The organism is Acidimicrobiales bacterium (genome assembly GCA_041394185.1).
Taxonomy (GTDB): domain Bacteria; phylum Actinomycetota; class Acidimicrobiia; order Acidimicrobiales; family Poriferisodalaceae; genus JAAETH01.
This window is the reverse complement of the sequence record JAWKIQ010000003.1, coordinates 767,838-792,598: the sequence shown is the minus strand read 5'-3', so window position 1 is coordinate 792,598 and position 24,761 is coordinate 767,838. Positions and strand designations below refer to the sequence as shown.

At 65.5% G+C, this 24,761-nt stretch carries 24 protein-coding genes; 10 read left to right on the top strand and 14 right to left on the bottom strand.

Translation table 11 applies throughout. The annotated features are described in order from the left end of the window. Window positions 1–13 precede the first annotated feature (13 nt). Complete coding sequence (locus tag R2770_17215) at window positions 14–541, top strand: MarR family transcriptional regulator (GenBank protein MEZ5282203.1); 528 nt, start codon at window positions 14–16, stop codon at window positions 539–541. Window positions 542–563: 22 nt separating this feature from the next. On the opposite strand, the gene R2770_17210 is transcribed toward R2770_17215, so the two are convergent. From R2770_17210 to R2770_17190, 5 genes are read right to left on the bottom strand one after another with little or no spacing between them, the layout of a single operon-like run. Then, window positions 564–1,907 (bottom strand): glutamine synthetase family protein, encoded by a 1,344-nt coding sequence (locus R2770_17210; protein MEZ5282202.1) that lies wholly within the window; start codon window positions 1,905–1,907, stop codon window positions 564–566. A 25-nt stretch (window positions 1,908–1,932) separates the two neighbouring features. Beyond that, on the bottom strand, window positions 1,933–3,807 hold the full coding sequence (locus R2770_17205; GenBank protein ID MEZ5282201.1) for an ATP-binding cassette domain-containing protein: 1,875 nt from the start codon (window positions 3,805–3,807) through the stop codon (window positions 1,933–1,935). Then, window positions 3,807–4,694 (bottom strand): branched-chain amino acid ABC transporter permease, encoded by an 888-nt coding sequence (locus R2770_17200; GenBank protein MEZ5282200.1) that lies wholly within the window; start codon window positions 4,692–4,694, stop codon window positions 3,807–3,809. Before R2770_17200 ends, R2770_17205 begins: the two co-directional genes overlap by 1 nt. Before the next feature lie 36 nt (window positions 4,695–4,730). Next, window positions 4,731–5,432 carry an ABC transporter ATP-binding protein gene (locus R2770_17195; protein ID MEZ5282199.1) on the bottom strand — a complete coding sequence of 234 codons (702 nt, stop codon included), beginning with the start codon at window positions 5,430–5,432 and terminating at the stop codon, window positions 4,731–4,733. 3 nt (window positions 5,433–5,435) lie between these two features. Next, window positions 5,436–6,698, bottom strand: coding sequence for an ABC transporter substrate-binding protein (locus R2770_17190; protein MEZ5282198.1), 1,263 nt, complete (start codon window positions 6,696–6,698; stop codon window positions 5,436–5,438). 161 nt (window positions 6,699–6,859) lie between these two features. Here R2770_17190 and R2770_17185 point away from each other — a divergent pair, with 161 nt between their 5' ends. Further along, window positions 6,860–7,600: a type 1 glutamine amidotransferase gene (locus R2770_17185; protein ID MEZ5282197.1), complete on the top strand. Its 741-nt coding sequence runs from the start codon at window positions 6,860–6,862 to the stop codon at window positions 7,598–7,600. Window positions 7,601–7,616: 16 nt separating this feature from the next. On the opposite strand, the gene R2770_17180 is transcribed toward R2770_17185, so the two are convergent. After that, entirely contained in the window at window positions 7,617–8,930 is a 1,314-nt protein-coding gene (locus R2770_17180) for a glutamine synthetase family protein (protein ID MEZ5282196.1), read from the bottom strand. Window positions 8,931–8,973: 43 nt separating this feature from the next. After that, window positions 8,974–9,774 carry an alpha/beta hydrolase gene (locus tag R2770_17175; GenBank protein ID MEZ5282195.1) on the bottom strand — a complete coding sequence of 267 codons (801 nt, stop codon included), beginning with the start codon at window positions 9,772–9,774 and terminating at the stop codon, window positions 8,974–8,976. Between the two features lie 87 nt (window positions 9,775–9,861). Here R2770_17175 and R2770_17170 point away from each other — a divergent pair, with 87 nt between their 5' ends. Together R2770_17170 and R2770_17165 are read left to right on the top strand one after the other, a co-directional pair. After that, window positions 9,862–10,569, top strand: a complete 708-nt coding sequence (locus tag R2770_17170; protein MEZ5282194.1) for a gamma-glutamyl-gamma-aminobutyrate hydrolase family protein — start codon at window positions 9,862–9,864, stop codon at window positions 10,567–10,569. Beyond that, window positions 10,566–11,483 carry an MBL fold metallo-hydrolase gene (locus R2770_17165; GenBank protein ID MEZ5282193.1) on the top strand — a complete coding sequence of 306 codons (918 nt, stop codon included), beginning with the start codon at window positions 10,566–10,568 and terminating at the stop codon, window positions 11,481–11,483. Before R2770_17170 ends, R2770_17165 begins: the two co-directional genes overlap by 4 nt. A gap of 9 nt (window positions 11,484–11,492) precedes the next feature. On the opposite strand, the gene R2770_17160 is transcribed toward R2770_17165, so the two are convergent. The 5 genes from R2770_17160 to R2770_17140 form a co-directional block, all read right to left on the bottom strand. Then, window positions 11,493–13,109: a Na/Pi symporter gene (locus R2770_17160; GenBank protein ID MEZ5282192.1), complete on the bottom strand. Its 1,617-nt coding sequence runs from the start codon at window positions 13,107–13,109 to the stop codon at window positions 11,493–11,495. Between the two features lie 84 nt (window positions 13,110–13,193). Then, entirely contained in the window at window positions 13,194–14,438 is a 1,245-nt protein-coding gene (locus R2770_17155) for an LLM class flavin-dependent oxidoreductase (protein ID MEZ5282191.1), read from the bottom strand. A 67-nt stretch (window positions 14,439–14,505) separates the two neighbouring features. Beyond that, on the bottom strand, window positions 14,506–15,147 hold the full coding sequence (locus tag R2770_17150; GenBank protein ID MEZ5282190.1) for a DJ-1/PfpI family protein: 642 nt from the start codon (window positions 15,145–15,147) through the stop codon (window positions 14,506–14,508). Between the two features lie 62 nt (window positions 15,148–15,209). After that, window positions 15,210–16,193 carry a DJ-1/PfpI family protein gene (locus R2770_17145; protein MEZ5282189.1) on the bottom strand — a complete coding sequence of 328 codons (984 nt, stop codon included), beginning with the start codon at window positions 16,191–16,193 and terminating at the stop codon, window positions 15,210–15,212. Between the two features lie 83 nt (window positions 16,194–16,276). Further along, a complete protein-coding gene (locus R2770_17140; protein MEZ5282188.1) occupies window positions 16,277–17,053 on the bottom strand; it encodes a TIGR03084 family metal-binding protein in 777 nt (258 codons plus the stop codon). Window positions 17,054–17,142: 89 nt separating this feature from the next. Between R2770_17140 and R2770_17135 the strand changes: the two genes are divergently transcribed. Genes R2770_17135 through R2770_17125 form a run of 3 tightly spaced genes read left to right on the top strand, consistent with a single transcriptional unit; the run spans window position 17,143 to window position 20,478 of the window. Beyond that, window positions 17,143–18,942 carry an acyclic terpene utilization AtuA family protein gene (locus tag R2770_17135; GenBank protein MEZ5282187.1) on the top strand — a complete coding sequence of 600 codons (1,800 nt, stop codon included), beginning with the start codon at window positions 17,143–17,145 and terminating at the stop codon, window positions 18,940–18,942. Between the two features lie 6 nt (window positions 18,943–18,948). Further along, window positions 18,949–20,067, top strand: a complete 1,119-nt coding sequence (locus R2770_17130; protein MEZ5282186.1) for an MFS transporter — start codon at window positions 18,949–18,951, stop codon at window positions 20,065–20,067. A 45-nt stretch (window positions 20,068–20,112) separates the two neighbouring features. After that, window positions 20,113–20,478, top strand: coding sequence for a hypothetical protein (locus R2770_17125; protein MEZ5282185.1), 366 nt, complete (start codon window positions 20,113–20,115; stop codon window positions 20,476–20,478). Between the two features lie 42 nt (window positions 20,479–20,520). On the opposite strand, the gene tpx is transcribed toward R2770_17125, so the two are convergent. Beyond that, entirely contained in the window at window positions 20,521–21,021 is a 501-nt protein-coding gene (tpx, locus tag R2770_17120) for a thiol peroxidase (protein MEZ5282184.1), read from the bottom strand. Window positions 21,022–21,128: 107 nt separating this feature from the next. On the opposite strand from tpx, the gene R2770_17115 reads away from it, so the two are divergent. Further along, window positions 21,129–21,626: a VOC family protein gene (locus tag R2770_17115; protein ID MEZ5282183.1), complete on the top strand. Its 498-nt coding sequence runs from the start codon at window positions 21,129–21,131 to the stop codon at window positions 21,624–21,626. A gap of 80 nt (window positions 21,627–21,706) precedes the next feature. Here R2770_17115 and dinB read toward each other — a convergent pair whose 3' ends face one another. Beyond that, complete coding sequence (dinB, locus tag R2770_17110) at window positions 21,707–22,882, bottom strand: DNA polymerase IV (protein ID MEZ5282182.1); 1,176 nt, start codon at window positions 22,880–22,882, stop codon at window positions 21,707–21,709. A 119-nt stretch (window positions 22,883–23,001) separates the two neighbouring features. Here dinB and R2770_17105 point away from each other — a divergent pair, with 119 nt between their 5' ends. Further along, window positions 23,002–24,192: an acyl-CoA dehydrogenase family protein gene (locus R2770_17105; GenBank protein ID MEZ5282181.1), complete on the top strand. Its 1,191-nt coding sequence runs from the start codon at window positions 23,002–23,004 to the stop codon at window positions 24,190–24,192. Further along, window positions 24,189–24,728 carry a hypothetical protein gene (locus tag R2770_17100; GenBank protein MEZ5282180.1) on the top strand — a complete coding sequence of 180 codons (540 nt, stop codon included), beginning with the start codon at window positions 24,189–24,191 and terminating at the stop codon, window positions 24,726–24,728. The genes R2770_17105 and R2770_17100 overlap by 4 nt, the downstream gene beginning before the upstream one ends. The last annotated feature ends 33 nt before the right edge of the window (window positions 24,729–24,761 follow it).

Sequence of the window (24,761 nt, the reverse complement as noted above, 5' to 3'; positions counted from 1 at the left end):
CTAGTCTCGCCGTGTGGCCGATAGCGACGACCCGGTGGAACAAGACATTGGCGCGTCGCCATTGCTGGCCGCGGAGAGGCTGGTTCTCAGCCGCCTGCAGGCAGGCCAGTTCGACCTCGACGCACTGCACGCGATCTCCAACATCTATCGGGCTGCCGCCGGGGTGCGTCGCCGTGCCGAGCGCGAGGTGCTGGCTGATCACCAGCTCTCGTGGGGCGGATTCACGATCTTGTGGGTCTTGTGGGTTTGGGGCGAAAAGGAGACCGCCGACCTGGCAGCCGAGTGCGACCTGGCCAAGGGAACCCTGACGGGCATGCTCAACACCCTCGAGCGCCAGGGTTTCGTGCAGCGCTCGCGTCTCGACACCGACCGTCGTCGGGTGTCTGTGGTGCTGACCGACGCCGGTCGAGCCACCATCGAGCAGACCTATCCGGCGTTCAACGACTTCGAGGCCAAGATGCTGGTGGGGCTCGACGCCGACGATCAGAGAGAGCTGGCCCGCCTGTTGCGCGTGGTCACAAACAACGCCAACTCCGACTGAACTCTGGCAATGTGCCAGCCGCTCAGCAGTGCTCGGCGTAGCGGGCGCGGTCCCAGTCGTTGACGTCGTCCTCGTCGGGCGAGTTGTCGGCGGCCAGGGCGATCTCGTGTTCGGCGATGCACGCGTAGACGGTCGAGAACTCCTCGCCCAACCGCCCCGCCAGCTGGCTGCCGACGAAGGCGTCAACACAAGAGCGCAGGTCGGCGGGAAGCGCAACGCAGTCGCCGGGGTTGGTGTACATGTCGCCCTCGCTCATGGCCGGTGGCTGCAGCGAGCGCTCGACGCCGTCGGTGCCGGCCGCGATGATTCCGGCGATAACCACGTATGGGTTGGCGTCGGCGCCGGCCGAGCGGAACTCGACCCTATTGGCCCGCGAGCCCGCTTCGCAGATGCTTCGGCACATGACCGTTCGATTGTCGAGGCCCCAGTTGATGTGCGTAGGAGCAAATGTGTAGGGCCGGATGCGCTTGGGGCCGTTGGCCGTGGGTGCGCCGAGCAGGGTCATCGCCTCGGCGTGTTCGATGAGCCCGGCGATCCAGTTGGACATCAGCTGGTTGGGGGTGCCGTCAGAGTCGGCGAACGCGTTGGCGCCTGCAGACAGGAGGCTGGTGTGGACGTGCATGCCAGAGCCCGACTGGTCGGCCCAGGGCTTTGGCATGAACGTGGCACGCAACCCGTTCTGGACGGCCACCTGCTTGACGATGCTCTTGAACAGCACGGTGTTGTCGGCGCAGGTCATTGCGTTGGCATGGCCGATGTTGATCTCGAACTGCCCGGGGCCGTACTCGGCATTGGATGACTCGACCTCGAGACCGGCTCCGGCCAAGGCCCGCCGCATGGCCTCCAGCACTTCCTCGACCTCCAGCGCATCGGTGAGCGACGAATACTGGATGTGGCTCTGGATCGGGGTCCAGTCGGGATGGCAGAGGTAGAACTCGAGTTCGGTGGCGACGACCGGGTCGAGGCCCGCTTCGCGGCACCGTTCGATCTGGTTCGCCAGCACGTTGCGTGGAGCCAGGGGGTGGCGGTGGCCGTGCATGTCGTAGGTATCGGCGAACACGATCGCGTACCCGGGGCGGTGGGTCAGCAGCCGGCCGGTCGTCATGTCTGGCTTCAGGTTGCAGTCGAGGAAACCCGAGTCCATGTTCACGTAGGGGTTGTCGGGCAGGTCGTTCTGCATGTCGAATACGAACATCGCGTCGGCGATGTTGACGCCGTTCTCGACCGTGTGGGCGAAGAACCGATCAACCGGCACACGCTTGCCACGCAGGTGGCCTTGCGTGTCGGGCGCGGCCACCTCAACCGTGTGCACGCCGGCTTCGCGGCAGCGGGCGTGAAACGACTCGGCGCTCATGGTCTCGTTCATGTGCAGCTTCCCCCTGGGATGTCTGTCAACTCTGGTTGGTGGCCGACGAGCCCAGGTAGGCAGCCTGAACCGCCGGGTGGGCCTGTATCTCGGCCGGTGTTCCGACAGCGATCACCGACCCCTGATCGAGACAGTAGATGCGGTCGCAAATGCCGGTGATGAAGTTGAGGTCGTGGTCGATGACGATCACACCTGCGCCTACCAGGGCCGCCATGTTGCGGACCTGATCGATCATCGACACCGATTCGGCGTCGCTCATTCCCGATGTCGGCTCGTCGAGCAACAGGAAGGTCGGGGCCATGCCGGCGGCTCGGGCCAGCTCGAGGCGCCGAGAGTTGCCATAGTCGAGTTCGCTGGCCCTGCGATTGCGGTGCTCGGAGATGCCGGCCGCCTCGATCAGTTGATCCACCGACGGAATCTCGTGCCCAGAGCGATGACGCTTGGCAACCAGCGTGCTGATCTCGACGTTCTCTTCGACGGTCAACGACGAGAACAGCCTGAGGTTCTGGAACGTGCGCACGAGGCCTTTTCGCGAGATCTCGTACGACGGCGCGTGGGTGAGGTCTTCTGCACCCAACGCAACGCGTCCCGAGGTGGGCTCGACCAGACCTGTGATGACGTTCACCAGGGTGGTCTTGCCGGCGCCGTTGGGCCCGATTATCCCAACGATCTCGTTGTTGGCGGCAGCCAGGTCGGCGCCGTCGAGTGCCCGGAAGCCGCCGAATGCAACCGCCACCGAGGTGGCGGTGAGGGTCTGCGGCTCGATCGCCTGCGGTGCCGCCGGAGCCGAAGACTCGGCTTGGGCGTCGGCGGGTTTGCGCCTGGTGAAACGCGAATGAAGCCAGCGGTCGAGTTCCCAGTCTCCCAGCAAGCCCGCCGGGCGCCAGATCATGAAGCCCAGCATCGACAGGCCTAGGAACACCGTCTGCAGGTTCTCGCGGAACACCCAATCGAGCGGTGCACCGTCGAGGCCGATGCCGAACACCTCGAAGCCGTCTTGGCCCAGCCGCCGTGCGAGTTCGCGACCCGCCGTCATCACCGCCACACCAACCACTGCGCCCGTGACGCCGTTGCGGCCGCCGACGATCAACATCACGAGTGTCAGCAGTGTGTAGCTGAAGAAGAAGCGGTCGGGCAGGATCGAGCCGGTCTCGTACACGGCCAGGCTTGCGCCCACGCTGACCACAGCCACCGATAAGAGCAGGCCGATCATCTGCTGTATCAGCGGGTTGACGCCCATGGCCCGGGCTGCCAGGTCGTCTTCGCGGGCAGCTTGAGCCAGGCGGCCTGCGCGGCTCTGGGCGAACAGCCTTGCCGCTATCAGGCTGACCAACAAGGCCAGATAGATGGGTATGCGGCTGTCGAGATCGCCGCCGATCTTGAACGACAGGCCAGCGCGATCGCCCCCGGTGAGTTCGGGCCAGTTGCGGGCGACGTTGTGTGTGACGAACAGCAGCGCCAGGGTGATGACGGTTGCCGAAACTGCACCCGACTCGGCGCCAGAACGCGCCAGGCCTATGCCGACGATGAAGGCCACGAGCACAGCCACGACGATCGCCAAGGCCATGGCCGCCCACGGGCTCATGCTCACATCGGCCAGGCCGAAGGGTGCGTCGGGAATGCGCTTGGCCTTCTCCTCGGGGCTGATGGCAAAGACCGCAAACGCATAGCCGGCGATGGCGCCGAAGCCGATGTGGCCGAACGACATGATGCCGGTGTTGCCGATGTAGATCTGTATGCCGACGACGACGATGGCGTCGATGAGCATGGTCGTCATCAGCCGCTCGGCCGAGCCGCTCATGAACGACTGATAAGTCAGCGCACCCAGCACCAGGAAGGCGAACAGGATCACCGCACCCATTACTGGGAAAGCGACGTCTCGTTTCAGGTCGGGAAACATCAGACCCTCGCGGCGTGCGACACCGAGATGATGCCTTGGGGTCGGAATATGAACAGCAGAGCTATGAGGAGGAACACGAAGCCCTCGGTCAGGCTGGCGATGCCGTCGGGCAAACGCGACCGCAACAGAACCTCGGCCAGCCCCAGTGCCAGCCCACCTATCACCGCGCCCCTGAGACTGCCGAGCCCGCCGATGAGCGCGGCCAGCACACCCTTCAGCATCGGGTCGATACCGGCGGTGGGTGTGGTGCTGCCGGCCCTCATGAGCCAGAAGACGCCGGCGATTCCGGCGAGCAGGCCAGACAGAGCAAATGCACCCCGGATGACCGAGTTCGACTTCACACCCATCAGCCGGGCCGTGTCGAAGTCGGCGGCCGCGGCGCGCAGGGCCAGGCCGAACATCGTGCGTTGCAGCAACAGCGTGGTTCCGACCAGGGTCAAGATGGTCACCACGATCACGACCGTGTCGAACACCTCGATGTTGAGCGAACCGACCGAGTAGGTGTTGGTCACCCAACCGGGGCGTTCGAAGGTCTTCACCGAGGCCGACACGTACATCAAGAAGATGGCCGACACCACGAAGTGCACGCCAAACGATGTCAACAGCAAGGTGAAATCGGACCCGCCTCGCACCCGGCTGAAGGCAACCCATTCGATGGCGAGGGCGGTGAGGATCGACACGACGATGATCAGCGGCACCGCCAGGTACCACGACCAACCCTGTTGAAACACGGCATAGCTGGCGTATCCGGCGACGGTTATGAGCTCTCCGTGTGCGAAGTTGAGCAGGTGCATGACGCCGAAGATCACGGCTACACCGAGGGCCAAGAGGGCGTAGATGCTTCCCCTGCCTAGGCCGTCGATCAGGTTCTGGGTGAGCTCTACCATTTGGGGATTCAGGCCTGTCTGGCTTTGAGTTTCTGGCTAGGACCCGACGAAGGTGTCGAACAGGTCTTCTCGTTCACGCAGCTCGGCACCGGTGCCCTCGGCGGCCACCTCGCCGCTGCGCAGAACGTATGCACGGTCGGCCACCTGAAGCATGCGGGTGGCATTCTGCTCTACCACCAGCAGGGTGCGGCCCTGTGCCCGCAGCGATTCGATCAGCTCGAAGACCACATCGACCAGCACCGGTGCCAACCCCAGGGATGGTTCGTCCATCATCAACAGCCTGGGTTTGGACATCAAGGCTCTGGCGATGGCCAGTTGCTGGGCTTCGCCACCAGACAGGTACCCGGCCGAGGTGGTCCACTTGGCTCTCAGCACAGGGAACTGTTCGGCCATCTCGTCGAGCAGGGCCGAACGCTCTTTGGCGTTGACGGTTGCCCCGCCGATCTTCAGGTTCTCCTCGACCGTGAGGTCGACGAAGATTCGTCGGTGCTCGGGTACCAGTGCCAGTCCCGAGCGCAGCAGTGATTCGGGTGCCGCGCCTGTGATGTCGGCGCCGTCGAGCCTGACCGAGCCCGCGCTGGGCGAAAGTAGGCCGGCGACGGTGTTCAGCAGGGTGGTCTTGCCGGCGCCGTTGGGTCCGATGAGGCCGACGACCTCACCGGACCCAACGCGCAGGCTTACTTCGCGCAGTGCCGAGATGGCTCCGTATTTGGTTGTGAGCCCCGACACTTCGAGCATTTGTCAGCCGATCGTGGCGACGAGGGTGTCGACACCGTCGACGATGCGGTTGATCGGCACGGCCTTGGGCGGGATGCCGTTGGTGCCTGCGTAGGTGATCTCGCCGGACAGACCCTGGAAGCCCGAGATCTGCTTGACGGCCTCACCGATGCCAACCGGGTCGTCGCAGCCACAGTCGAGCATGCCCTGGATGCCCAGGAACAACGAGTCGACGTACAGAGCCATGAACCCACGGCTCTCGAGCGCTTCGCCGTTGGCCGCCTCGTAGTCGGCCAGCAGGGTGTCGATGCGATCGCCTGGGGTGATCGAGGTGTGCGGGGTGTGGGCGATGCCCTCGTTGTTGGCCTCGAACTGGATGCCGGTGGCGTCCATGGCGTCGGTGCCGATGTAGGTGAGGCCGTCGAGGCCCTGGCCCTCGAGCTGGCCACGAAGTGCCGTCACCTGGAATGCGAGGGCGGCCGAGTAGACGACCTCATTGTTCTCGGAGATGCCAGCGATCTCGTTCACCTGGCTGGAGAAGTCGGTGTCGGCGCCCCAGATGTAGGTCTGGGTGCTGACGACCTCGCCGCCGAGTTCGGTGAACTTGGCTGCGAATGCGTCTGGGTTGACACCGGTGTAGGGGATGCCTGCGCCTTCGGTGAACAGGATCGCCCTGGTGATGCCCTGGTCGTAGGCCCACTGGGCGGCAGCTTCGGCCTGGCCGTAGTCGTCGAAGGTGACCAGGTACGAGTTGATGCTGGCATCGGCCAGGGTCGGCTCGGTCGATGCGGCCACGAACAGCGGAACCTCGCCGCCGGTGGTCTGCAGGATCGGCAGGGCGAAGTCGGCGAACGGCGGGCCGATCAGGAACTGGGCGCCCCAGTCGAGCAGCTCTTGGGTCGCAAGGGCGGCGTCGTCACCGACCTCGCGCACCTCGACCTCGACCGGACGGCCGTCGATGCCACCTGCGCAGTTGATCTTCTCGGCTACGAAGGGGACCAGCTTCGAGCCCGGGATGTCGACGAAGCCGACGACGTCGGAGAAGTCCATGGCCATGCCGGCCTTGATCGGCTCACCGGTGGGAGCCTCGGCGCAGTTGTCGAGGTCGGCCGCCAGGATGGCGTCGATGTCGAGGCCTGCCATCGACTCGCCACCCGAGCCGCCCGAGGCCTCGGTGGTGTCAGAAGATGCTTCGGTGGTGTCGGACGAATCGGTGTCGCTGTCGCCGCAAGCGGCGGCGAAAATCGCCAGTACCGCCAACAGCGCAAACAAGAGCTTGCGGTTCATGGTGAGGGTCCCTCCTTGATGTACCTGCGCAGACTAGAGAAGAGGTCGTTTGCTGGCAAACGATCTGATGTCGTATGGCCGACATCTGTCGCCGGCCCTCCGTCGCCGATGGGGTCTCGACACCTGACGCGTTGTGTTGCGGACCGTCTAGGGTCTGGCGAATGTCGTCTAACCCCAGGGCGCTGGTGTTCGCCCACGAACCAGATGGGCCCGCGTCGCAGGTCGAGGTGCGTCTCCGCCAGCGTGGCTACGAAGTCGACACCCACTTTGTGACCCTCGACTATGACCAGCCCGACGCAGCAGAGCCGTTCCCCGACATAGCGGGCTACGACATGCTGGTGGTGATGGGTTCGGTTCGGTCGCTCACCCGCAAAGACGAGATCGGCTCATGGATCCATCGCGAGCTCGAGCTGGTGAGGCAAAGCCACGACAGCGGCACGCCGGTGCTGGGTGTTTGCTTCGGGGGCCAGATCATCGCCGATGCCTTCGGTGGAAGGGTCGAGGAGATGCCTAGCGCCGCCATCGGCTGGTTCGAGATCGAGGCGGTCGAAGGCTCGAACCCGATCGGGCCCGGCCCCTGGTTCGAGTGGCATCACGATCGGTTCATTCCACCTGCCGGCGTCGAAGTGCTCGCCCAGAACGCGAACTCGGTTCAGCTCATCAGGTTGGGCCGGACCCTCGGCACCCAGTTCCACCCCGAGGTCGACCACGACCACATGACCGGGTTCCTGGCGATGGCCAGCGACGAGTACATGGCCGAGAACGGGCTCGACCACGATGCGATGATCGCCGACATGCTGCAGCACGAGCAGCGCAACATCGAACAATGTCATGCGCTGGTCGACTGGTTCGTCGACGAGGTTGCCTCCAGCGATTTCGTTCCCCGCCCCAACGCCACCTGAGGCTCGAAAGAGCAGGTCAGTGGAACATCAGGTACTGGTCGAGTTCCCAGGACGTGACGTTCTCGCCCAGTTCGTCGGTGCCGACCACCTCGATGTAGCGCTCCCACTCGTGGCGCTTGTTGGCCACATAGTTTGCGCAGACGTCGGCGCCAACGGCTTCGACGAATGTCGGGTCGGCCTCGAGGTCGTCGAGCGCGGCGTTGAGGCTGGATGCCACGCACACGTCGGTGTTGACCTCTTCGAACCCGTCGGTGGTGAGGGGTTCGGGGCATTCGAGCTCGTTGACCACGCCCAGCCGGGCCGCCTGCAGCACCGCTGCGATTCCGAGATGCACGTTCACCGCACCGTCGGCGATTCGGTTCTCGATACGCGTCGATGATCCGCGACCGTCTGGGATGCGGTTGGCCGCACAGCGGTGTTCGTAGCCCCAGTTGGCCCAGTATCCGTTGAGGGCGCCGGGTTGCAGCCTGCGATAGGCGTTGACGGTCGGCGCGCACAGCGCACCGAGGGCGCGGTGGTGGCGGACCAGCCCGGCGATGCACTGTTTGGCCAGCGACGACAGGCCATCGGCCGTGTCGGCGTCGTAGAACGCGTTGTTCTCGTGGGTGTCCTGGAGCGAGAAATTGACGTGTACGCCGCTGCCGGCGAGCCCCACGAACGGCTTGCCCAGGAACGTCAGGTCGAGGCCGTGGTCCAGCGCGACCTCGCGGGCCAGCACCCTGAACAAGAACGCGTCGTCTGCGGCCTTGAGAGCGTCGTCGTACTCGAGGGTCAGCTCGAACTGCGACTCGTCGAACTCGGCGTTGATCGACTCGAGTTTGAACCCGCTGGCCCAAGCGGTGCGCATGATGTCGTCTATCAGGCCGTCGGGGTCTGCGGCCTTTCCGGTTCCGTAGACCATCGAGCGCGGGGTCTGCCAGCGTTCCCAGCCGCCCTCGCCGTCGGGTTGGAGAACGTAGGCCTCAAGCTCGATACCGACCTTGGGGCGGTATCCCAGGTCTTCCCAGGCGCTGATGGCCTGCTGCAGCGCGTAACGCGCTGAGTAGGTGTAGGGCTCGCCCTCGAAGGTCAGGTGGCCGACCGCCACCCCTGTCCGGTCGTCTTCCCACCCAGGGCGCACGGCCAACGGGTCGAAGGTCGACAGCACATCTCGCAGCCCCTCCAGCAGGTAAGACCCCGGGGCGGGGATCATGCTGCGGTCGTAGCCGAGGGCGAAGGTGGTCACGCAGTGAGCGGTGCCCCGGTCGGCCAGCCGGGCCGGAAGATATTTGCCGCGGGGCAGGCCGAGGTGGTCGGGCCACATGACCCTGATTCGGTCGTATCCGGTCATCTTGCTCCTCGTGGTCGTGAGGCGGATGCGTCGGGCTGGGCCCTCAGCCGAGAACAGTAGTCGTGGCCATGAACCGACGGATCAGGGCGTTCAGTATCTCGGGGGCTTCCGACGGCACCAGGTGGCCGGCTCCGGCGATTTCGAACAACTCGGACTCGCCGATCAGGTCGGCGATCAGACGGCTGTATGCGGCGGGGGTCTCGAAGTCGAGTTCGCCGAACACCACCAGCGCGGGAACCTCGATGTGTCTGAGACGGTCGCGCACGTCGTGGGTGACCAGACAGTCGCACGCGGCCCTGAAACCGGCCGGGTCGATGCTGGCGAAGGCGGCGACGGCCCTGTCGTACTCGGGCCCCGAGAACCCGGGCGCGGCTATCGAAGAGATCACGTCAGCAGCGATTTGGGCCGGGGTGAGCCCGGCGTCGATTGCGTCCAGGCGCGACGCCCGCCATTCGTCCGGGTCGGTGCCGTCGAGGCCAAACGCCGGGCTGGTGTCGACCAGGATCAGACCGTTGACCCTGTCCGGGTGGCGCAACGCCACATGCTGGGCATGCTGCCCGCCGAACGACAGGCCGCACAGATGGGCCTTGTCGATCTCGACCAGGTCGAGGAGGCGTGCCACCGCATCGGCTATGGCCTCGAACGTCAACGGCACCACCGGCCTCGAGCCTCCGTAACCGGGCATGTCCCAGGCCAGGCATCGGTAGTGGTCGCCCAGGTCGGTCAGTTGGGCCTCCCACGCCATACGCGTGCCGCCGAGCCCGTGCAGGAAAACGATCGGGTCGCCGTTGCCCGCCTCGCGCCAGGCAATCTCGTGGTCGACGTGGTCCGAAGGTATGGCCATTCGGGCAAACAGTAGTCGTGCCTCAATCGCTAGCCTCGCTGGAGTGCATCCGGTCGCGGCGGCCGGACAAGACAGGAAGGTCGACTGTTGGGGTCTCCGCTCATCGGGCTACCAGGCAGAAGGAAATACGGCCGCCAGGTCCAGGGGTTCGAGGGGCCCCTCGAGGGGCTTTCGCTCGACCTCTATGTCACCGACTACGCCCGCGGGGTCATCGAGGCCGGCGGGCTTCCTGTCCACCTGCCCGTCGACGTCGATGCCGACGCCATCGTCGACCGCCTCGACGGTCTGTTGTTGACGGGTGGTGCAGACATCGCCCCCGACCGCTACGGCGCCGAGCGTCACCCCGAGGTCAGCGTGGTCGAGGGCGAACGCGATTCGCTCGAGTTGGCCCTGTACGAGGCCGCCGTTCGGCGGGGTATCCCGGTTCTGGGTATATGTCGTGGCCTCCAGCTGATCAACGTGGCCCACGGCGGCACGTTGGAACAGCACGTGCCGCAACACAGCCGCTACGAGCAGCTTCCCGAGGTACCGGTGCACCGCGTCGAACTGGTCGAAGGCACCAGGGGCTTCGACCTGTACGGCCAGGGCATCGAGGTGAACAGCCTTCACCACCAAACGGTTGGCGACGTCGGCAACGGGCTGGTGGTGTCTGGCCGCAGCGACGACGGCGTGGTCGAGGTCGTCGAGAGCGGCGATTCGGTCTTTGCCGTCCAGTGGCACCCCGAGATGATGAACACCCGACCCAACGACCCGTGTTTCACCTGGCTGGTCCAGCGGGCCATGGTCGACGCATGAGTACGCCCATCGCATCCTGGGGCGACGACGAGTTGAAGCTGACCGACCGGGTCAGCGTGCTGGTCGGAGCCGAGAATGGGAAATACCCCAGCGGCAACTCGATAGTGGTCCGCGGTCGGGCCGAGACCATGCTGATCGATCCATCGGTGTGTGTTGTGGATCGAGGGGGTGCTCCGGTCAGCGTCGATGTCGTGGTCAACTCCCACGCCCACGAAGACCACGTGGCCGGAAACGGGACCTTCGCCAGCGCCAGGGTGATGGCCCATCACGACGACCTCGTCGGTGTGCAGAGCCTCGACGGGCTGCTCGATGTCTTCGGTTACGAGGAAGACGAGCTGCGTCAGGAGAACGCCATCAAGTTCGTCGAGGAGTATCACTACGCACCCCGACCCGACGCAACCGGGTTCGGTGACGGGCACAGGTTCGACCTGGGCGAGATCGCCGTCGAGGCGATGCATCTGCCCGGCCACACCCGCGGTCACAGCGGTTTCTACATCGATGGCGGCGTTTTCTTCCTGAGCGACATCGACCTGACCGGGTTCGGGCCCTATTACGGCGATGCCTGGTCCAGCCTCGAACAGTTCGACGACAGCCTCCAGAAGGCCCGCGAGGTCGAGGCTGACTGGTACGTCACCTTTCACCACAAGGGTGTCATCGAGGGACGCGCCGCCTACATCGAGATGATCGACGGCTTCCACGCAGTGATCGACAAACGGCACTCCGAGATGCTCGAGTTCCTCGCCGAGCCTCGCACGCTGGCCGAGATGGCTCGGCGCCGGTTCGTTTACAGGCCCACCGTCGAATTGTCGTTCGCCACCAAGGTCGAGCTTCGAACAGCCGAGTTGCATGTGGCGCGGATGCTCGAGAGAGGCGAGGCGACCGAGGTCGAGCCCGGCCTGTACAAGGCGGTCTAGGCCGGTTTGCTAGTCGCCGGTCTCCAGCCTCTGGGCCAGCGGCGAATGCGCAACGGGCGCGGTCCACGGGGGCGACAGGTAGATGTTGACACGCCACACGTGAGCGGCCACCCGGACCAGCCAGCGCATGGCGTCCAGGCGTTCGTCCACCTGCTCGGCCGACGTCTGGTTGGTTATGGCCTCAGATATCTGGCGGTTGCGATAGAGCCGTCGGTGTGCATCCAACCCTCTGGCAACCACCTCCACGTCATCTGGGGCCAGTTCGGCACCGCCGCCGAGCCATGTGGCGAACCTGCCCACCTGTCCGCGCACAACCCGTGTGGCGTCGGTGAGGGTTTCGTCGGTGGCTACCACGGCGATCATGTTGGCCCTGTCGAGGCGGTCGATCAGCCGCTCGATGTGGTCGGCCGCGTGCATCAGCGCGGTGTGGTGGGCGATGGCGTTGTCGCCCTGTGATCTCGAGTCGACCCTGGCGAGGTAGGTGCGCGTAGATGCCAGGGCATCGAGGAGAGCGCTGTATTCACCGGAGTGGCTTTGTCTGGGATGGTCGACCTGATCGAGGAACAGGGCTGCACCCGCAGCAGCGATCTCCTTCAAGGTCTGTTCGGCCACCGACAGCGCTAGCTCTGGATCGTTCAACAGGCGCGGTTCCAACCTGTGGGCGAGGTCGTCGTCTGGTACCGGAACAATCCGCTCGACCAGTGCGGCGAATTGGCGGGCAAAGGGCAGCACGGCCAATACGCCCAGCCCGTTGAAGAGGGTGTGGAACCCCACCAGCAAGAGCTCGGGGTCGTCTGTGGTGTCACTTCCCAGCCGTTCGACCATCCCCACATAGGGGATCAGAAGGAAGTATGCGAACACCGCTGTCAGCAGGTTGTAGATCACGTGTGCCAGGCCGGTGCGCCTGACCTGGGTAGAGCCGCCGATGGTGGCGAACGCGGCGGTGGATGTCGTGCCTACATCCATTCCGATGACCACTGCTGCGGCCTGGGGGAAGCTGATGGTGCCCGCGTTCACTGCCGTGATGGCCATCGCCACGCCCGCGCTGGACGACTGAGTCACCAGGGTGACGACGATGCCGATGCCGACCAGCTGGACCCGCCCCCACATCGTGTTGGCCGGAAACGAGTCGGGCGAGATCGTGTCTTGCAGGCTTCCCAGGCCCGCCTGCAGGAAATCGATGCCTATGAACACCAATGCGAAACCGGCGATGGCGGTCCCGGCCCCTGCCAGCCATCCACGGGTGAACGTCGTGATCATCGCACCGGCGAAGGCCAATGCGAGGGCGACGGTGCCGAGCGGAACTTTGAACCCGAACAGGGCGACCAGCCAGCCGGTGATGGTCGTGCCGATGTTGGCACCGAAGATGATGCCCAGTGCCTCGGCGAAGGTGATCAGCCCCGCTCCGACGAAGCCGATGGCGGTGACGGTGGTGGCGCTCGACGATTGGATCACCGCGGTCGAAACCGCCCCGACGGCGGCGCCGCTTGTCGGGCTGCGGGTCCAGCGGCGCAGTGCGGCCTTCAGCGAGCCGCCTGCCAACTGCTTGAGGCCGTCGGTCATCACGTGCATGCCGAGCAGGAACAGGCCGATCCCGCCCAGTGCCTGCAGCGCACCGTGGCCCATGGCCCAACCATATGGGCGACGGGCAATGCCATGCCCGGGGCGAACTGCTCTACGTGAGTTTCGGCGATGACTTCACTGGGACGGCTAGACCGCCCCGCTCGTCTGCGCCTTCTTGACGGAGGCCTTGACCACCGGGATCTCGTCGTCGGCCAGGGGCTTCATCCACTGCTTGCGAGCCAGCGCGGCCTCGACGTAGGGAGCCAGTTCGGCGTCCTTTGCCGCCTGGCGCGCCGGCTCTGCGGCTTTGAACTCGGGCAATATCTGGCTGCCGAACAGTTCGAGCGACTCGCAGATGTTCGAGTGTGGATTGCGGCCGACCTGCTGCAGGAAGATGATCTGGTCGACGCCGACATCCTGCATGTCCAGCAAATAGCGCCGGGCGTCGGCGGGTGTGCCGATGCAGCTGGCGTATGAGTCGCCGGCCGCTTCGGCGGCAGCGATGCGCTCGTTGGTGCGATCTTCGCCGCGGATGGCCTGGAACTCACCCCACAGGTCGGTGCGGCCCGGAACCTGGTCGTGGGCAACGAGCGCGTTCAGTGCGTACCCGAAGAACTCGAACGCCTCCTGACCGCGGCGAATGGCCTCGACGCGATCTTCATGCAGCGAAAAGCCGGCGACCATGGCGATGTTGGGGTTGACGGTGTGCCCCAGGGGTACGCACTCGTCGCTCTTGATGATGTCGTAGTAGATCTCGACCCACGTGCGGGCCTCGTCGGGGTCGACGAAGCTGAAAGCCAGAGCACCCAGCCCGTTGCGGGCCGCGACCTTGATGGTGTCGCGGTTCGTGCAGGCAATCCACATGGGCGGATGAGGCTTTTGCCTGGGCTTGGGCAACACGTTGCGACACGGCATCGAGAAGTACTGCGATTCGAATCCTGGATAGGGGTCCAGGACCATCATGTTGGCGATCTGCTCGGCTGCCTCGAGAGACATGGCCCGCTTCTCGCGCGCTGGAATGTTGAAGCCGTGAAGCTCGAGGCGCGTGGCGCCTTCGCCGATACCAAAGTCGACACGACCGTTGGAGATCAGGTCGAGCGTTGCCAGGCCCTCGGCGGTGCGTGCCGGATGGTTGTAGTTGGGGATCACCTGGCGAATTCCGTGACCGAGCCTGATGTTGTTCGTGCGCGCTGCGGCAGCGGCCAGGAACACCTCTGGCGCAGACGAGTGCGAGTACTCGTCGAGGAAGTGGTGCTCGACCTCCCAGGCGTAGTCGAAACCCAGCCGGTCGGCCAGCACCACCTGCTCGAGTGCTTCCTGCAGCAGGTTGAACTCGTCGTCCTCGGACCAGGGTTTGGGCAGCTGGTGCTCGTAGAAGATCCCGAACTTCATGCACCGAAGCTAAGTCGCTGCCCGCCCCCGGTACCAATCGAAGCCATGTGCGGCTCCTTTGATGTGTTCAGCGCTTGTCTGCCATGTATGTCTGAAGCCGCTGCATTACGGCCTCGCCCGCCTTGTCGACCGAGCCGGCATCGAAGGGCGGCTGGGGGTCGTACTCGATCATCAGCTGCATGGCCTTGGCAGCCAGGTCGTCGACCAGCAGTTCGCTGAGCCGCAGCGCCATGTCGATGCCAGACGAAACACCGGCGGCGGTGATGATTCGCTGGTCAAGGTGTTCGACCACGCGTTGGCCGGTGGGGTGGGCGCCCAGCGATTCGAGCAATCCGTACGCACCCCAGTGAGTCGTGGCGGTCAGCCCGCTCAGCAAGCCCGCCTGAGCCAGCACCAGCGAACCGGTGCACACCGACGTGGTGAAGGTGGTGCCGGGGTGGACACGCTTGAGCCACTGGACCACCCCCGCGTCGTCGCTCAGCAGGTCACGCGTCCCGACCCCTCCTGGCACCAGCACCACATCGGGTGAGCTGACGTCGTCATAGGCGGCGTCGACATTGAGACCGAGGAACCCGTTGTCGGTGCGCAGCATGCCCGGCTGGTCTCCGACGAACACAACGCTGGCTCCGGGTAGGCGCTGAAGCACCTCGTATGGCCCGATGGCGTCGAGAGCTGTCACCCGGTCGAACAAAGCGATGGCGATTTGCATGGTGGTCTCCTTGATGGTGGCTAGATGATTTGGATGAGGGTGTGTGATCTGTCCGAAGTGGGTCAGCGCCCGCCGACCTGTCGTCGGTAGGCGTCTGGCGACGTGCCCAGCCGGCGATGGAACGCCCGACGCATCGTTTCGACGGTGCCGAACCCGCACCGCGCAGCGATCGACTCGAGGCCGGCATCGCCTTGTTCCAACAGGTGGCGAGCGGCCTCGACCCGTACACGCTCGATGTATCGCGCCGGGGGCTCTCCCACCTCGGCGCGGAACCTCCTGGCGAAGTTGCGCGGCGACATGGCGCAAGCGGAGGCCAGCCGGTTTACCGACAGGTCGGTGCCGGGATCGCTGTGGATCAGGTCGCGCGCGGTCTCGATGGGTGGGCTGGTTGGTTGATCAGACCACACGGGCGCGCCGAACTGGGTTTGGCCTCCGGGGCGTCGCAGGTACACCACGAGGTGACGGGCGATCGTCTGGGCGACGTCGGTGCCGAGGTCGCTTTGAACAAGTGCCAGGGCCAGGTCGATTCCGGCGGTCACCCCGGCCGAAGACCACAAGAACTCGTCGACCACGTAGATCGAGTCGGGAGCAACCTCGATGCTCGGGTAGGTGCCGGCGAGTTGCCCTGCATAGGCCCAGTGGGTGGTGACTCTTCGGCCGTCGCAGATGCCTGCGGCTGCCGCGACGAATGCCCCTGTGCACACCGTTGCGACGCGATGAGCGTTCGGCGCAGCGGCTTCCAGCCACGAGGTCAGGCGCCCCATCTCGGCAGAGGTGGTGGCGCGTGACCCAGACCCGCCGGGCACCACGATGGTGTCGAAGGGTCCGGCCGGGGCGGGCAGCGCCTGATCTGCCATCAGCCTGGATCCGCTCTCGGTGCATATCGGCCCGTCGCCGCCGACCGAGGCCGAAATGAGTTCGTACCGGGGTTCGGTCGAGTCTGTTGAGTCCAGCAGACGATTGGCGCCGAAGAACACCTCGTGCGGGCCAACTAGGTCGAGGGCCTGGATTCCGTTGTAGAGCACGAATACGACCCTGCGAACCACACCACGATCGTGCCCCAGCCGGGCGTTGGCCGCAATGACACAGATCCCACTGTTTCTGCCATCAGTTGTGCGGCACGGCGCCCCTAGGAGGCTTTGGGCCCGTCTGTGGGAGGCCCGGCGAACGCCTGAGCCCGCTCGAGCCACTCGCGGGCCACAGGCGTTGCTTCCAGCCCGGTGTCGTCGACGTGCCGGCGCTGGGTGACCACCAGGCAAAAGTCGACGGCGTCGCCGGTGACGGTCTCGGTTGCCTCCGGTGGGCCGAACGTCCAGACTTCGCCCGTCGGCGAGGTCAACTCGACGCGCACGGGCGCCTCGGGTGCGGTCTCGCCACGGTTGGCATAGGACCACCCGCGGGTGATGAAGCCGATCTGAGCGACGTGGCGGAGCCGGTCGGAACCGGGCCGGTCGACCCCGACGGTGTCGACGACATCTTGGCCGTGGGCCCAGCACTCCATGAGCCGAGCGGTGAGAAACGACTTGGATCCCATCGAAGGGCCGTACCAGGGAACGCGATCGTCGTTGGAGAGGGTCGCTGCCGCTTCGGCCAGCAGTCGGCGATTGGTGCGCCAAGCATCGAGGCGATCGGCCGCCGACATTCGCCGATAGGCACCGAGGGTGACCTCGTCGACGTCGAGGCCTTGGCCGAACAGGCGGGCGACGCCTTCCTTGAATCCGTCGGGATCGGTGATGGCCTGGGCCGCAGTGGCGTCGAAGTAGGTCAGATGGCCTATCTGATCTCCGACCGTCCAGCCTGGGCTGGGGGTCGGTAGTTCCCAATCGGCGTCGTCGAGCGCAGCGATGATCTCGTCGAGAGCGTTCTGTTCGTCGAGGAGGTCCTGCAGCACTGTCGAGATGTCCATGGCGTGCTCCTGATCGTCGGCGTGCCGATCGTAGGCCGAAACCGTGTGGGGCTTTGGTGTCGGACCCTCGATGTTGAGAAGCTGGGCCGATGACAGACCAAGCCGCGCCAGCGTCGACCTCGCCCATTCGCATCGGCAACTGCTCTGGGTTCTTCGGAGACCGACCCAGCGCGGCGCGCGAGATGGTCGAGGGCGGCCCCCTCGACGTCTTGACCGGCGACTGGTTGGCCGAGCTGACGATGCTGATCCTCAGCCGCATCAGGGCCAAGCGCCCCGGAGCCGGTTACGCACGAACCTTCGTCACCCAGATGGAAGAGGTGATGGGAACGTGCCTCGACAAGGGAATCAAGGTCGTCTCCAACGCCGGGGGGCTCGACCCCGACGGGTGTGCCGAGGCCGTAGCCGAGGTGGCCCAGAAGCTGGGCCTGTCACCAACCATCGCCTATGTCGACGGTGACAACCTGTTGTCGGGCGCCGTCGAGCTGGCGCAGTCGGGAGCGCTGCAACCCTTCGCCGACTCGACTCTGGGCGACCCGACCAAATACCTCAGCGCCAACGCTTACCTGGGTTGTTGGGGAATAGTCGACGCGCTGACCCGCGGCGCAGACATCGTGATCACCGGGCGCGTCACCGACGCGGCCGTCGTATGCGGTCCCGCCGCCTGGCATCACGGATGGGCTCGCGACGACTTCGACGAACTGGCGGGTGCCGTTGTGGCGGGTCACGTCATCGAGTGTTCGGCCCAGGCAACCGGCGGCAACTATTCGTTCTTCCAGGAGATTCCGGGCCTGGACCAGCCCGGCGGCGCACGGTTCGGGTTCCCGTGGGCCGAGGTCGCCTCCGACGGCTCCAGCATCATCGGTAAACACGACGCAACCGGCGGGATGGTCTCGGTGGGCACCGTGACCTCACAGCTGTTGTACGAAATCGGCGGCCCCGAGTATCTCGGGCCGGACGTCACCACACGCTTCGACACCATCGAACTCGAGCAGGTCGGACGAGACCGAGTGCGCATCTCGGGGGTCAAGGGTCAGGCGCCACCATCGACCCTCAAGGTCGCCATGAACGAGCTGGGCGGCTATCGCAACTCGTTCACGCTGGCCCTCACCGGCCTCGACGTCGATGCCAAGGCCCAGTTCGCGCAGGCGGCTTTCTGGGATGCGTGCCCGTTCGGACCAGAAGACTTCGAATCGATCTCGAGCCGCGTGGTTCACACCGGCAAGCCCGATCCGGCGACCCAGGAGGAAGCCACCGCCATCTGGCGGGTGACCGTGAAAGACCCAGACGAGCGCAAGGTCGGCCGCGCCTTCAACGACGCCCTGATCCACTGTGCCCTTGCCTCGATCCCCGGCTTCCACGGCATCGGCGGCGGGCCCACCGCAGGTACCCCGTTCGGGGTCTACCGACCGGCCCTCGTGGCCTCAGATCTGGTGCCCCAGTACTCGCACATACTGGGCGGCGAGACCAGGATGATCGACTCGGTCGCACCCACCGGCGAGGCCATTCAGGTCGAGGTCGCCACCCCAGTCCCCAGCCCATCCGGCCCGACCACCGACGCCCCGATCGGCACGGTTGTCGGCACACGATCGGGCGACAAGGGAGGAGACGCAAACCTGGGAGTATTCACCCGCTCTGACGATGCGTGGGCCTGGCTGGACGACTTCCTCACCGTCGAGCGGCTGAAGCAGTTGCTGCCCGAGGCCGCCGCCCTCGACATCGAGAGGCACCGATTCCCGAAACTGCGCTCGCTCAACTTCGTCCTGCACGGCTTGCTGGAGGAAGGCGTCGCGGCGTCGACGCGCCAGGATGGCCAGGCAAAGGCCCTGGGCGAGTGGCTGAGATCTCGGGTGGTTCCGATTCCAGATTCCATACTCGGAGACGGCAACTAGCCCCCGATGAACCGCCGCCTTGCGTTCTACCTCGGTGGCTTCCTGGGGCCGTTCGGGACGCTGCTGACAATCCCCATGCTTCCAGAGCTGCGAGACGAGTTCTCGGTCAGCACCGAAGCGGCCGGCCTGAACCTCACCGCTTATGTCATGCCGATGGCCGTGCTGTTGGTGTTCTCTGGCACCTACGGCGAGCGGTGGGGCCGCATCCGGACGGTGCGAATCACATGCGCTGTGTACGCGGTCGCGTCGATGCTGTGCGCGCTGGCGCCCAGCTTCGCGATCTTTCTGGCCGGTCGAGGGCTCCAGGGCATGGCCAACGCGTTCTTCACCCCGCTACTGGTCGCGTCGTTGGCCGAGGCAACGCCACCCGAGCTGTTGGGGCGCGCCGTCGGGATGTACTCGAGCTTCCAGGCCATTGGCACCGCCGCCGCGCCGCTGGTCGGAGGGTTCGCTGCCGATACGCAGTGGCGGGCAGCGTTCGTGGTCGCCGCCGTGGTGGCTGTCGCAATAGCGTCGTTCGCCCCTCCCGAGCAGGCCACTAGCAGTGCCGAACCGCCATCGCTTCGCCCCCTGTTCACCAAGCCCATCAATCTTCTGGGCCTGGGGTTCATGGCGGGCTCCATCGGCCCCCTGGGCGCCGGGGTGCTGGTGGGGTTGGCAGCACGTGACGAACTGGGCCTCGACGGTGGCACCACCGGGTTCATTCTGTTGAGCGCGGGGGTTGCCGCCGCAGTGACTGGTCCGTTCATGGGCCGAGGTATGGACCGCGTCGGTGGGCGCCGCGGCTTGGCGGTGGGTCTGGCCGGTGCGACCATCGGATGTCTTGTACTGGCGATGGTGTTCGACACGAACGGCCTGGTGCTGGCCGTTGCCTGGCTGACCACGTGGATCGTCGCCAACCTGGCCGTGCTGTCGTTCCATGCGATAGGCGCCGGAGCCATCGCCGGAAATCGAGGCGGTGGGCTGTCGATGATGTTGGCCTATCGGTTTGCCGGCATAGGTGTCAGCCAGCTGATCTGGCTGCCCGTGTTCACCCGCAACCCGGCCATGGCCTTCGCCGGCTCTGGGCTGGTTGGTCTGGTGGCCATCACCGCGGCCCTGGGAGCACGGCTGGACACACGCTGAACTGATCCCGAACCTCGCCGACAAGACGCGTCAGGAGGTTCTGCGATGGTTCGAGTGATTGCGGCGGTTTTGTTGGTGGCGCTTTCTGCAACGTCTTGCGGCAGCTCGACCGCCGGCGCCGACGTGCCCGACACCGCAGTTGGCGAGGTCGCCGTCGAGGTGCCTGCGGGCGACTTCGTATCCAGCTATCCGTGCAGTGCGTCGAGCTACCCAAACGATCCCGAGTTCCGGAACCTGGTTTGTGAAGTGCAGGGAATGTTGGGCTCGATATTCAGGGTCGGTGTCGACGTCGACCCTGACTGGACCTGGCGCCAAGCCGAGGCGACTCTGCTGTATGCCGAAGATCGCGGAGCCGCTTTGCAGCAACTCCGCGATCTGATCGGCGAAATGCGTTCGGCCGGTCTCGGCTGACGAGCCGAAACTGCCAGTGACCGGCAGCCGGTCAGGGTTTCGTCAGGAAAGCGAACCCAGCGCGGCGTCGTAGTCGGGCTCCTGGGCGATCTCGGGAACCAGCTGGCTGTGGACCACATTGCCGTCGCCGTCCACGACCACGACCGCACGGGCGCAAAGGCCCGCAAGCTTGCCGTCGACCATGTTCACGCCGTACGCGGCCATGAACTCGGGGTTCTTGAACGTCGAGGCGTTCTTCACGTTCTCGATGCCCTCTGCACCGCAGAAGCGGCCCTGAGCGAAGGGCAGGTCGGCCGACACGTTCAGCACGACAGTGTTGTCGATGCCGGCGGCGCGCTCGTTGAAGGTGCGAACGCTGGTGGCACAAGTGGGGGTGTCGATGCTGGGGAAGATGTTCAGAACCAGGTTCTGGCCCGCGAAATCGCCCTTGGTGACCGGGGCCAAGTCGCCGCCGGTGAGCGTGAAATCGGGCGCCGCCGAGCCGACTGCGGGAACGTCGCCGCCGGTGTTGATCGGGTTTCCGCCGAGGGTGATCTGTGCCATGTGGGTGCTCCTGAGTATGCGCCGGTGCCGGCTTGTTCCATTGGGCGGGCTCATTATGGTGGCCAGTTCGGGGAATCCGACGGGCGGTCGGCCGGTTGTAGACAACCATGAAGCACGGAGCCCAGATCGACCGGACAGCCGAGTGGGAAGAGCTGCGACGCAAGCACCTGTTGCCCGCAGACCAGCGCCCCGAATCGTCGGCCAGGGGAGCGCACCACATCGCCCTGCTGTCGAGCGACGTCGAAGCGACCATCGAGTTCTACCAAGGCGTGCTCGAGTTCCCGCTGATAGAGCTGTTCGAGAACCGCGACTACCAGGGCTCGACACACTTCTTCTTCGACATCGGAAACGGCAACTGCCTCGCCTTCTTCGACTTTCCGGGCCTCGAGTTGGGTGAATACAGCGAGGTCCTGGGCGGCCATCACCACCTCGCCATCTCCGTGACCCGCGAACGCTGGGAGCACCTGCGCGGCAAGCTCGAAGCGGCCGGCGTCGAGACCGTTGAGATGAGCGGCGCCTCCTTGTACTTCAACGGCCCCGACGGCGAACGTATGGAACTGCTGGCCGACCCCCTCGGTGAGATGTACGGCGAGATCCTCGGCTGACCGACACCCCCGACGTCTAGTCGGGCAGCTGTCACATACGCCCGACGTCTAGTCGGGCAGCTGCCACATACGCCCGACGTCTAGTCGGGCAGCATTGGCATGGTCAGGCCGGTGTTGACGCCGAGGTGGGCGGCGCGTTTCAGAGCATCGGTACCAAACCGCTCGCTGATCCGGTCGAGGGTCTGATCGATCGATGGCCTGGCCCTGGGTCCCAGCGGCAGGGCCAACTGCACGGCCGAGGCGTTGCTGAGATGGGCGACCGACAGCCCGATGAGCGTGGTGCCCCGCTGCTCGATCATCGGCCAAGAGCGGTCGAGCAGCATCTTTGCCGCGGCCAGGATCGGCCCGGTGTCGTTGGTCGCCTCGGCCAGCGTGTGGCTGCGGGTCGAGCGCGAAAAGTCGTCGTGTCTCAGCCGCAGCACGACGGTGCGACCCACCCGCTCGGCCCTCCTCATTCGTCGGCAGATTCGATCGACCAGCGCTATGAGCATGACGCGCGCCTCGTCGTGCGAAGGGTTCATGCGGCCCAGCGCCCGTTGCGAGCCGATTGAGCCGCGACGATGCCCCACCCTGATGGGGCGCGGGTCGAGGTTGTGTGAGAGGGCATGGATGTGACGTCCCTGGCCCTTGCCGAGCAACCCCACCAGAACCTCGACATCGAGAGACGCGACCTGGGCCACCGTTGTGATGCCCTTTGCGTTCAGCTTGCGGGTGGTGACGGGCCCAACACCCCACAGACGCTCGACCGCCAGCGGATGCAAGAACTCGAGCTCGCGGCCCGGCTCTACCGCCAAGAGGCCATCGGGCTTGCCGACGCCGCTTGCAACCTTGGCCAGGAACTTGGTGTTGGCGACGCCAACCGTGATTGCCAACCCCACTTCGTCGCGCACCCGCTGCCGAAGCCCTCGAGCGACCTCGACAGGTGAGCCCGCGATTCGCCACAACCCGGACACATCGAGAAACGCCTCGTCGATGGAGATGCCCTCGACCCACGGCGAGGTCTGGTCGAAGATCGAGAAGACCGCCCGCGACGCCTCCGTATAGGCCTCCATGCGTGGCTGAACGACGATGGCGTCTGGGCACACGGCGCGGGCGGCCCGGCCGTTCATCGCCGTCTTGACCCCGCGGCGCTTGGCCTCGTAGCTGGCCGCCAGCACGACGCCGCCGCCCACGATGACCGGCTTGCCGCGCAGGCGCGGATTGTCACGCTGCTCGACCGAGGCGTAGAAGGCATCGAGGTCCGCGTGCAGGTACATCGAACACATGTTCGCACCGAGGTGGGACACTCTGCAATGGAGGCCGGTGCGGTCAATTACGATGCCCAGAGCCAGCCATCGCAACCTGATCGGCCGGCGTGACCAAGAGGAGACACCACATGGCCACCCCCCTGCGGCCCCGCGAAGAGTCGCCCAAAGACTTCCTGGCCACCGACGGCCTTCTCGACGACGACGAGATCATGCTTCGCGACACCGTCCGCAAGTACGTCGCGGACAACATCCTCGACAATGTCGGCGAATGGTTCGACGCTGGCACCTTCCCGGTCAGGGAGGTTGCGCCAGCGGTAGGCAAGCTGGGTCTGCTGGGGATGCACCTCGAGGGCTACGGCTGCAGCGGAAGCTCGGCGATGATGTACGGCCTCGCCTGCATGGAACTCGAAGCAGGCGACTCGGGCCTGCGTAGCTTCGTCAGCGTTCAGGGCTCGCTGGCGATGTTCCCGATCTGGGCCTACGGCTCGGAAGAACAAAAGGAAGAGTGGTTGCCGCGAATGGCAGCCGGAGAGGCCGTCGGTTGTTTCGGCCTCACCGAACCCGACTCTGGCTCTGACCCCTCGTCGATGCGCACCTTCGCCAAGCAGGATCCGGGCGGTGACTGGATTCTCAACGGCGCAAAGATGTGGATCACCAACGGTTCGATCGCAGACGTTGCCGTGGTGTGGGCCCGTACCGACGAAGGTGTTCGTGGGTTCGTGGTGCCGACCGACACGCCCGGGTTCTCGGCTCCCGAGATTCACCGCAAGGTCTCGCTTCGTGCGTCGGTGACCTCCGAGCTGGTGATGGACGACGTGCGGCTTCCGGCAGGCGCGGTGTTGCCTGGGGTGGCGTCGCTGCGGGGCCCCCTGTCGTGTCTGAACGAAGCCCGCTTCGGCATCTTGTTCGGAGCCGTCGGCGCGGCGCGGGCCTGTTATGAGGCCGCGTTGGACTATGCCACCAGCCGCGTTCAGTTCGGCGGCCCGATCGCTCGGTTCCAGCTGACCCAAAAGAAGCTGGTCGACTTCATGGTTGCGGTCCAGCAAGGCACATTGACCGCCTACCACCTCGGTCGCCTCAAGGACCAGGGTGTGTTGTCGCCGGCTCAGGTCAGCTTCGGCAAGAAGGCCAACGTCCAGATGGCCATCGATGTTGCCCGCGAGGCCCGCAGCGTGCTCGGTGCCAACGGTATCACCACCGAGTACCCCGTGATCCGTCACATGAACAACCTCGAGTCGGTCTACACCTACGAAGGCACCAACGAGATCCACACCCTGGTGATGGGCCAAGCGATCACCGGGCACAGCGCGTTCAGTTGAGCGATCGGGCGGCGCGAGCTGTCGACTGGCTCGAGCGCGCACTTCCGATCGTCAAGGCGGCCCGGTTTGCCATGTTCGTCGGTGCGCTGTTGTCGGTGGCCGGGGCCTTGCTGGCGTTCGGTGGGTTCTTGACCCTCGGGGCCTCGGGGTTCTGGCTTGTCGTGGCCCTGGCGGTATCGCTGGTTCTGGCGGTGCCTGCCTGGCTGCTGTGGCTGAACCGTGCCGCCATGCGTCGCGTGCTCGAGCTGCCCGATGCACTTCGGCGAATCGGCGAACTCGACGACGAACTGATGGTGCGCGTCGAAGCCGTCAAAGACTCTGTGACCGCCAAGGCAGGGCTGGTTCGCGCAGTGAGAGCAGCTGCGAGCATCGTCGATGAGGCCCGTGGGTCGCTCGACCAAGAGCTGGCCCCGTTCGCCGCCGCCGTCGGAACCCTCGCTCCGACTCGACTTGCGGCGTCGGCATTTGCGATGCTTCTCGCCGGCGGTTCTCTGGCAGTTGGGGTTGTCGTGGCTCTGCTGGCGATGATCCTGTGACCCGCCGGTGTTACCGCGCGGCGCAAGCGACTT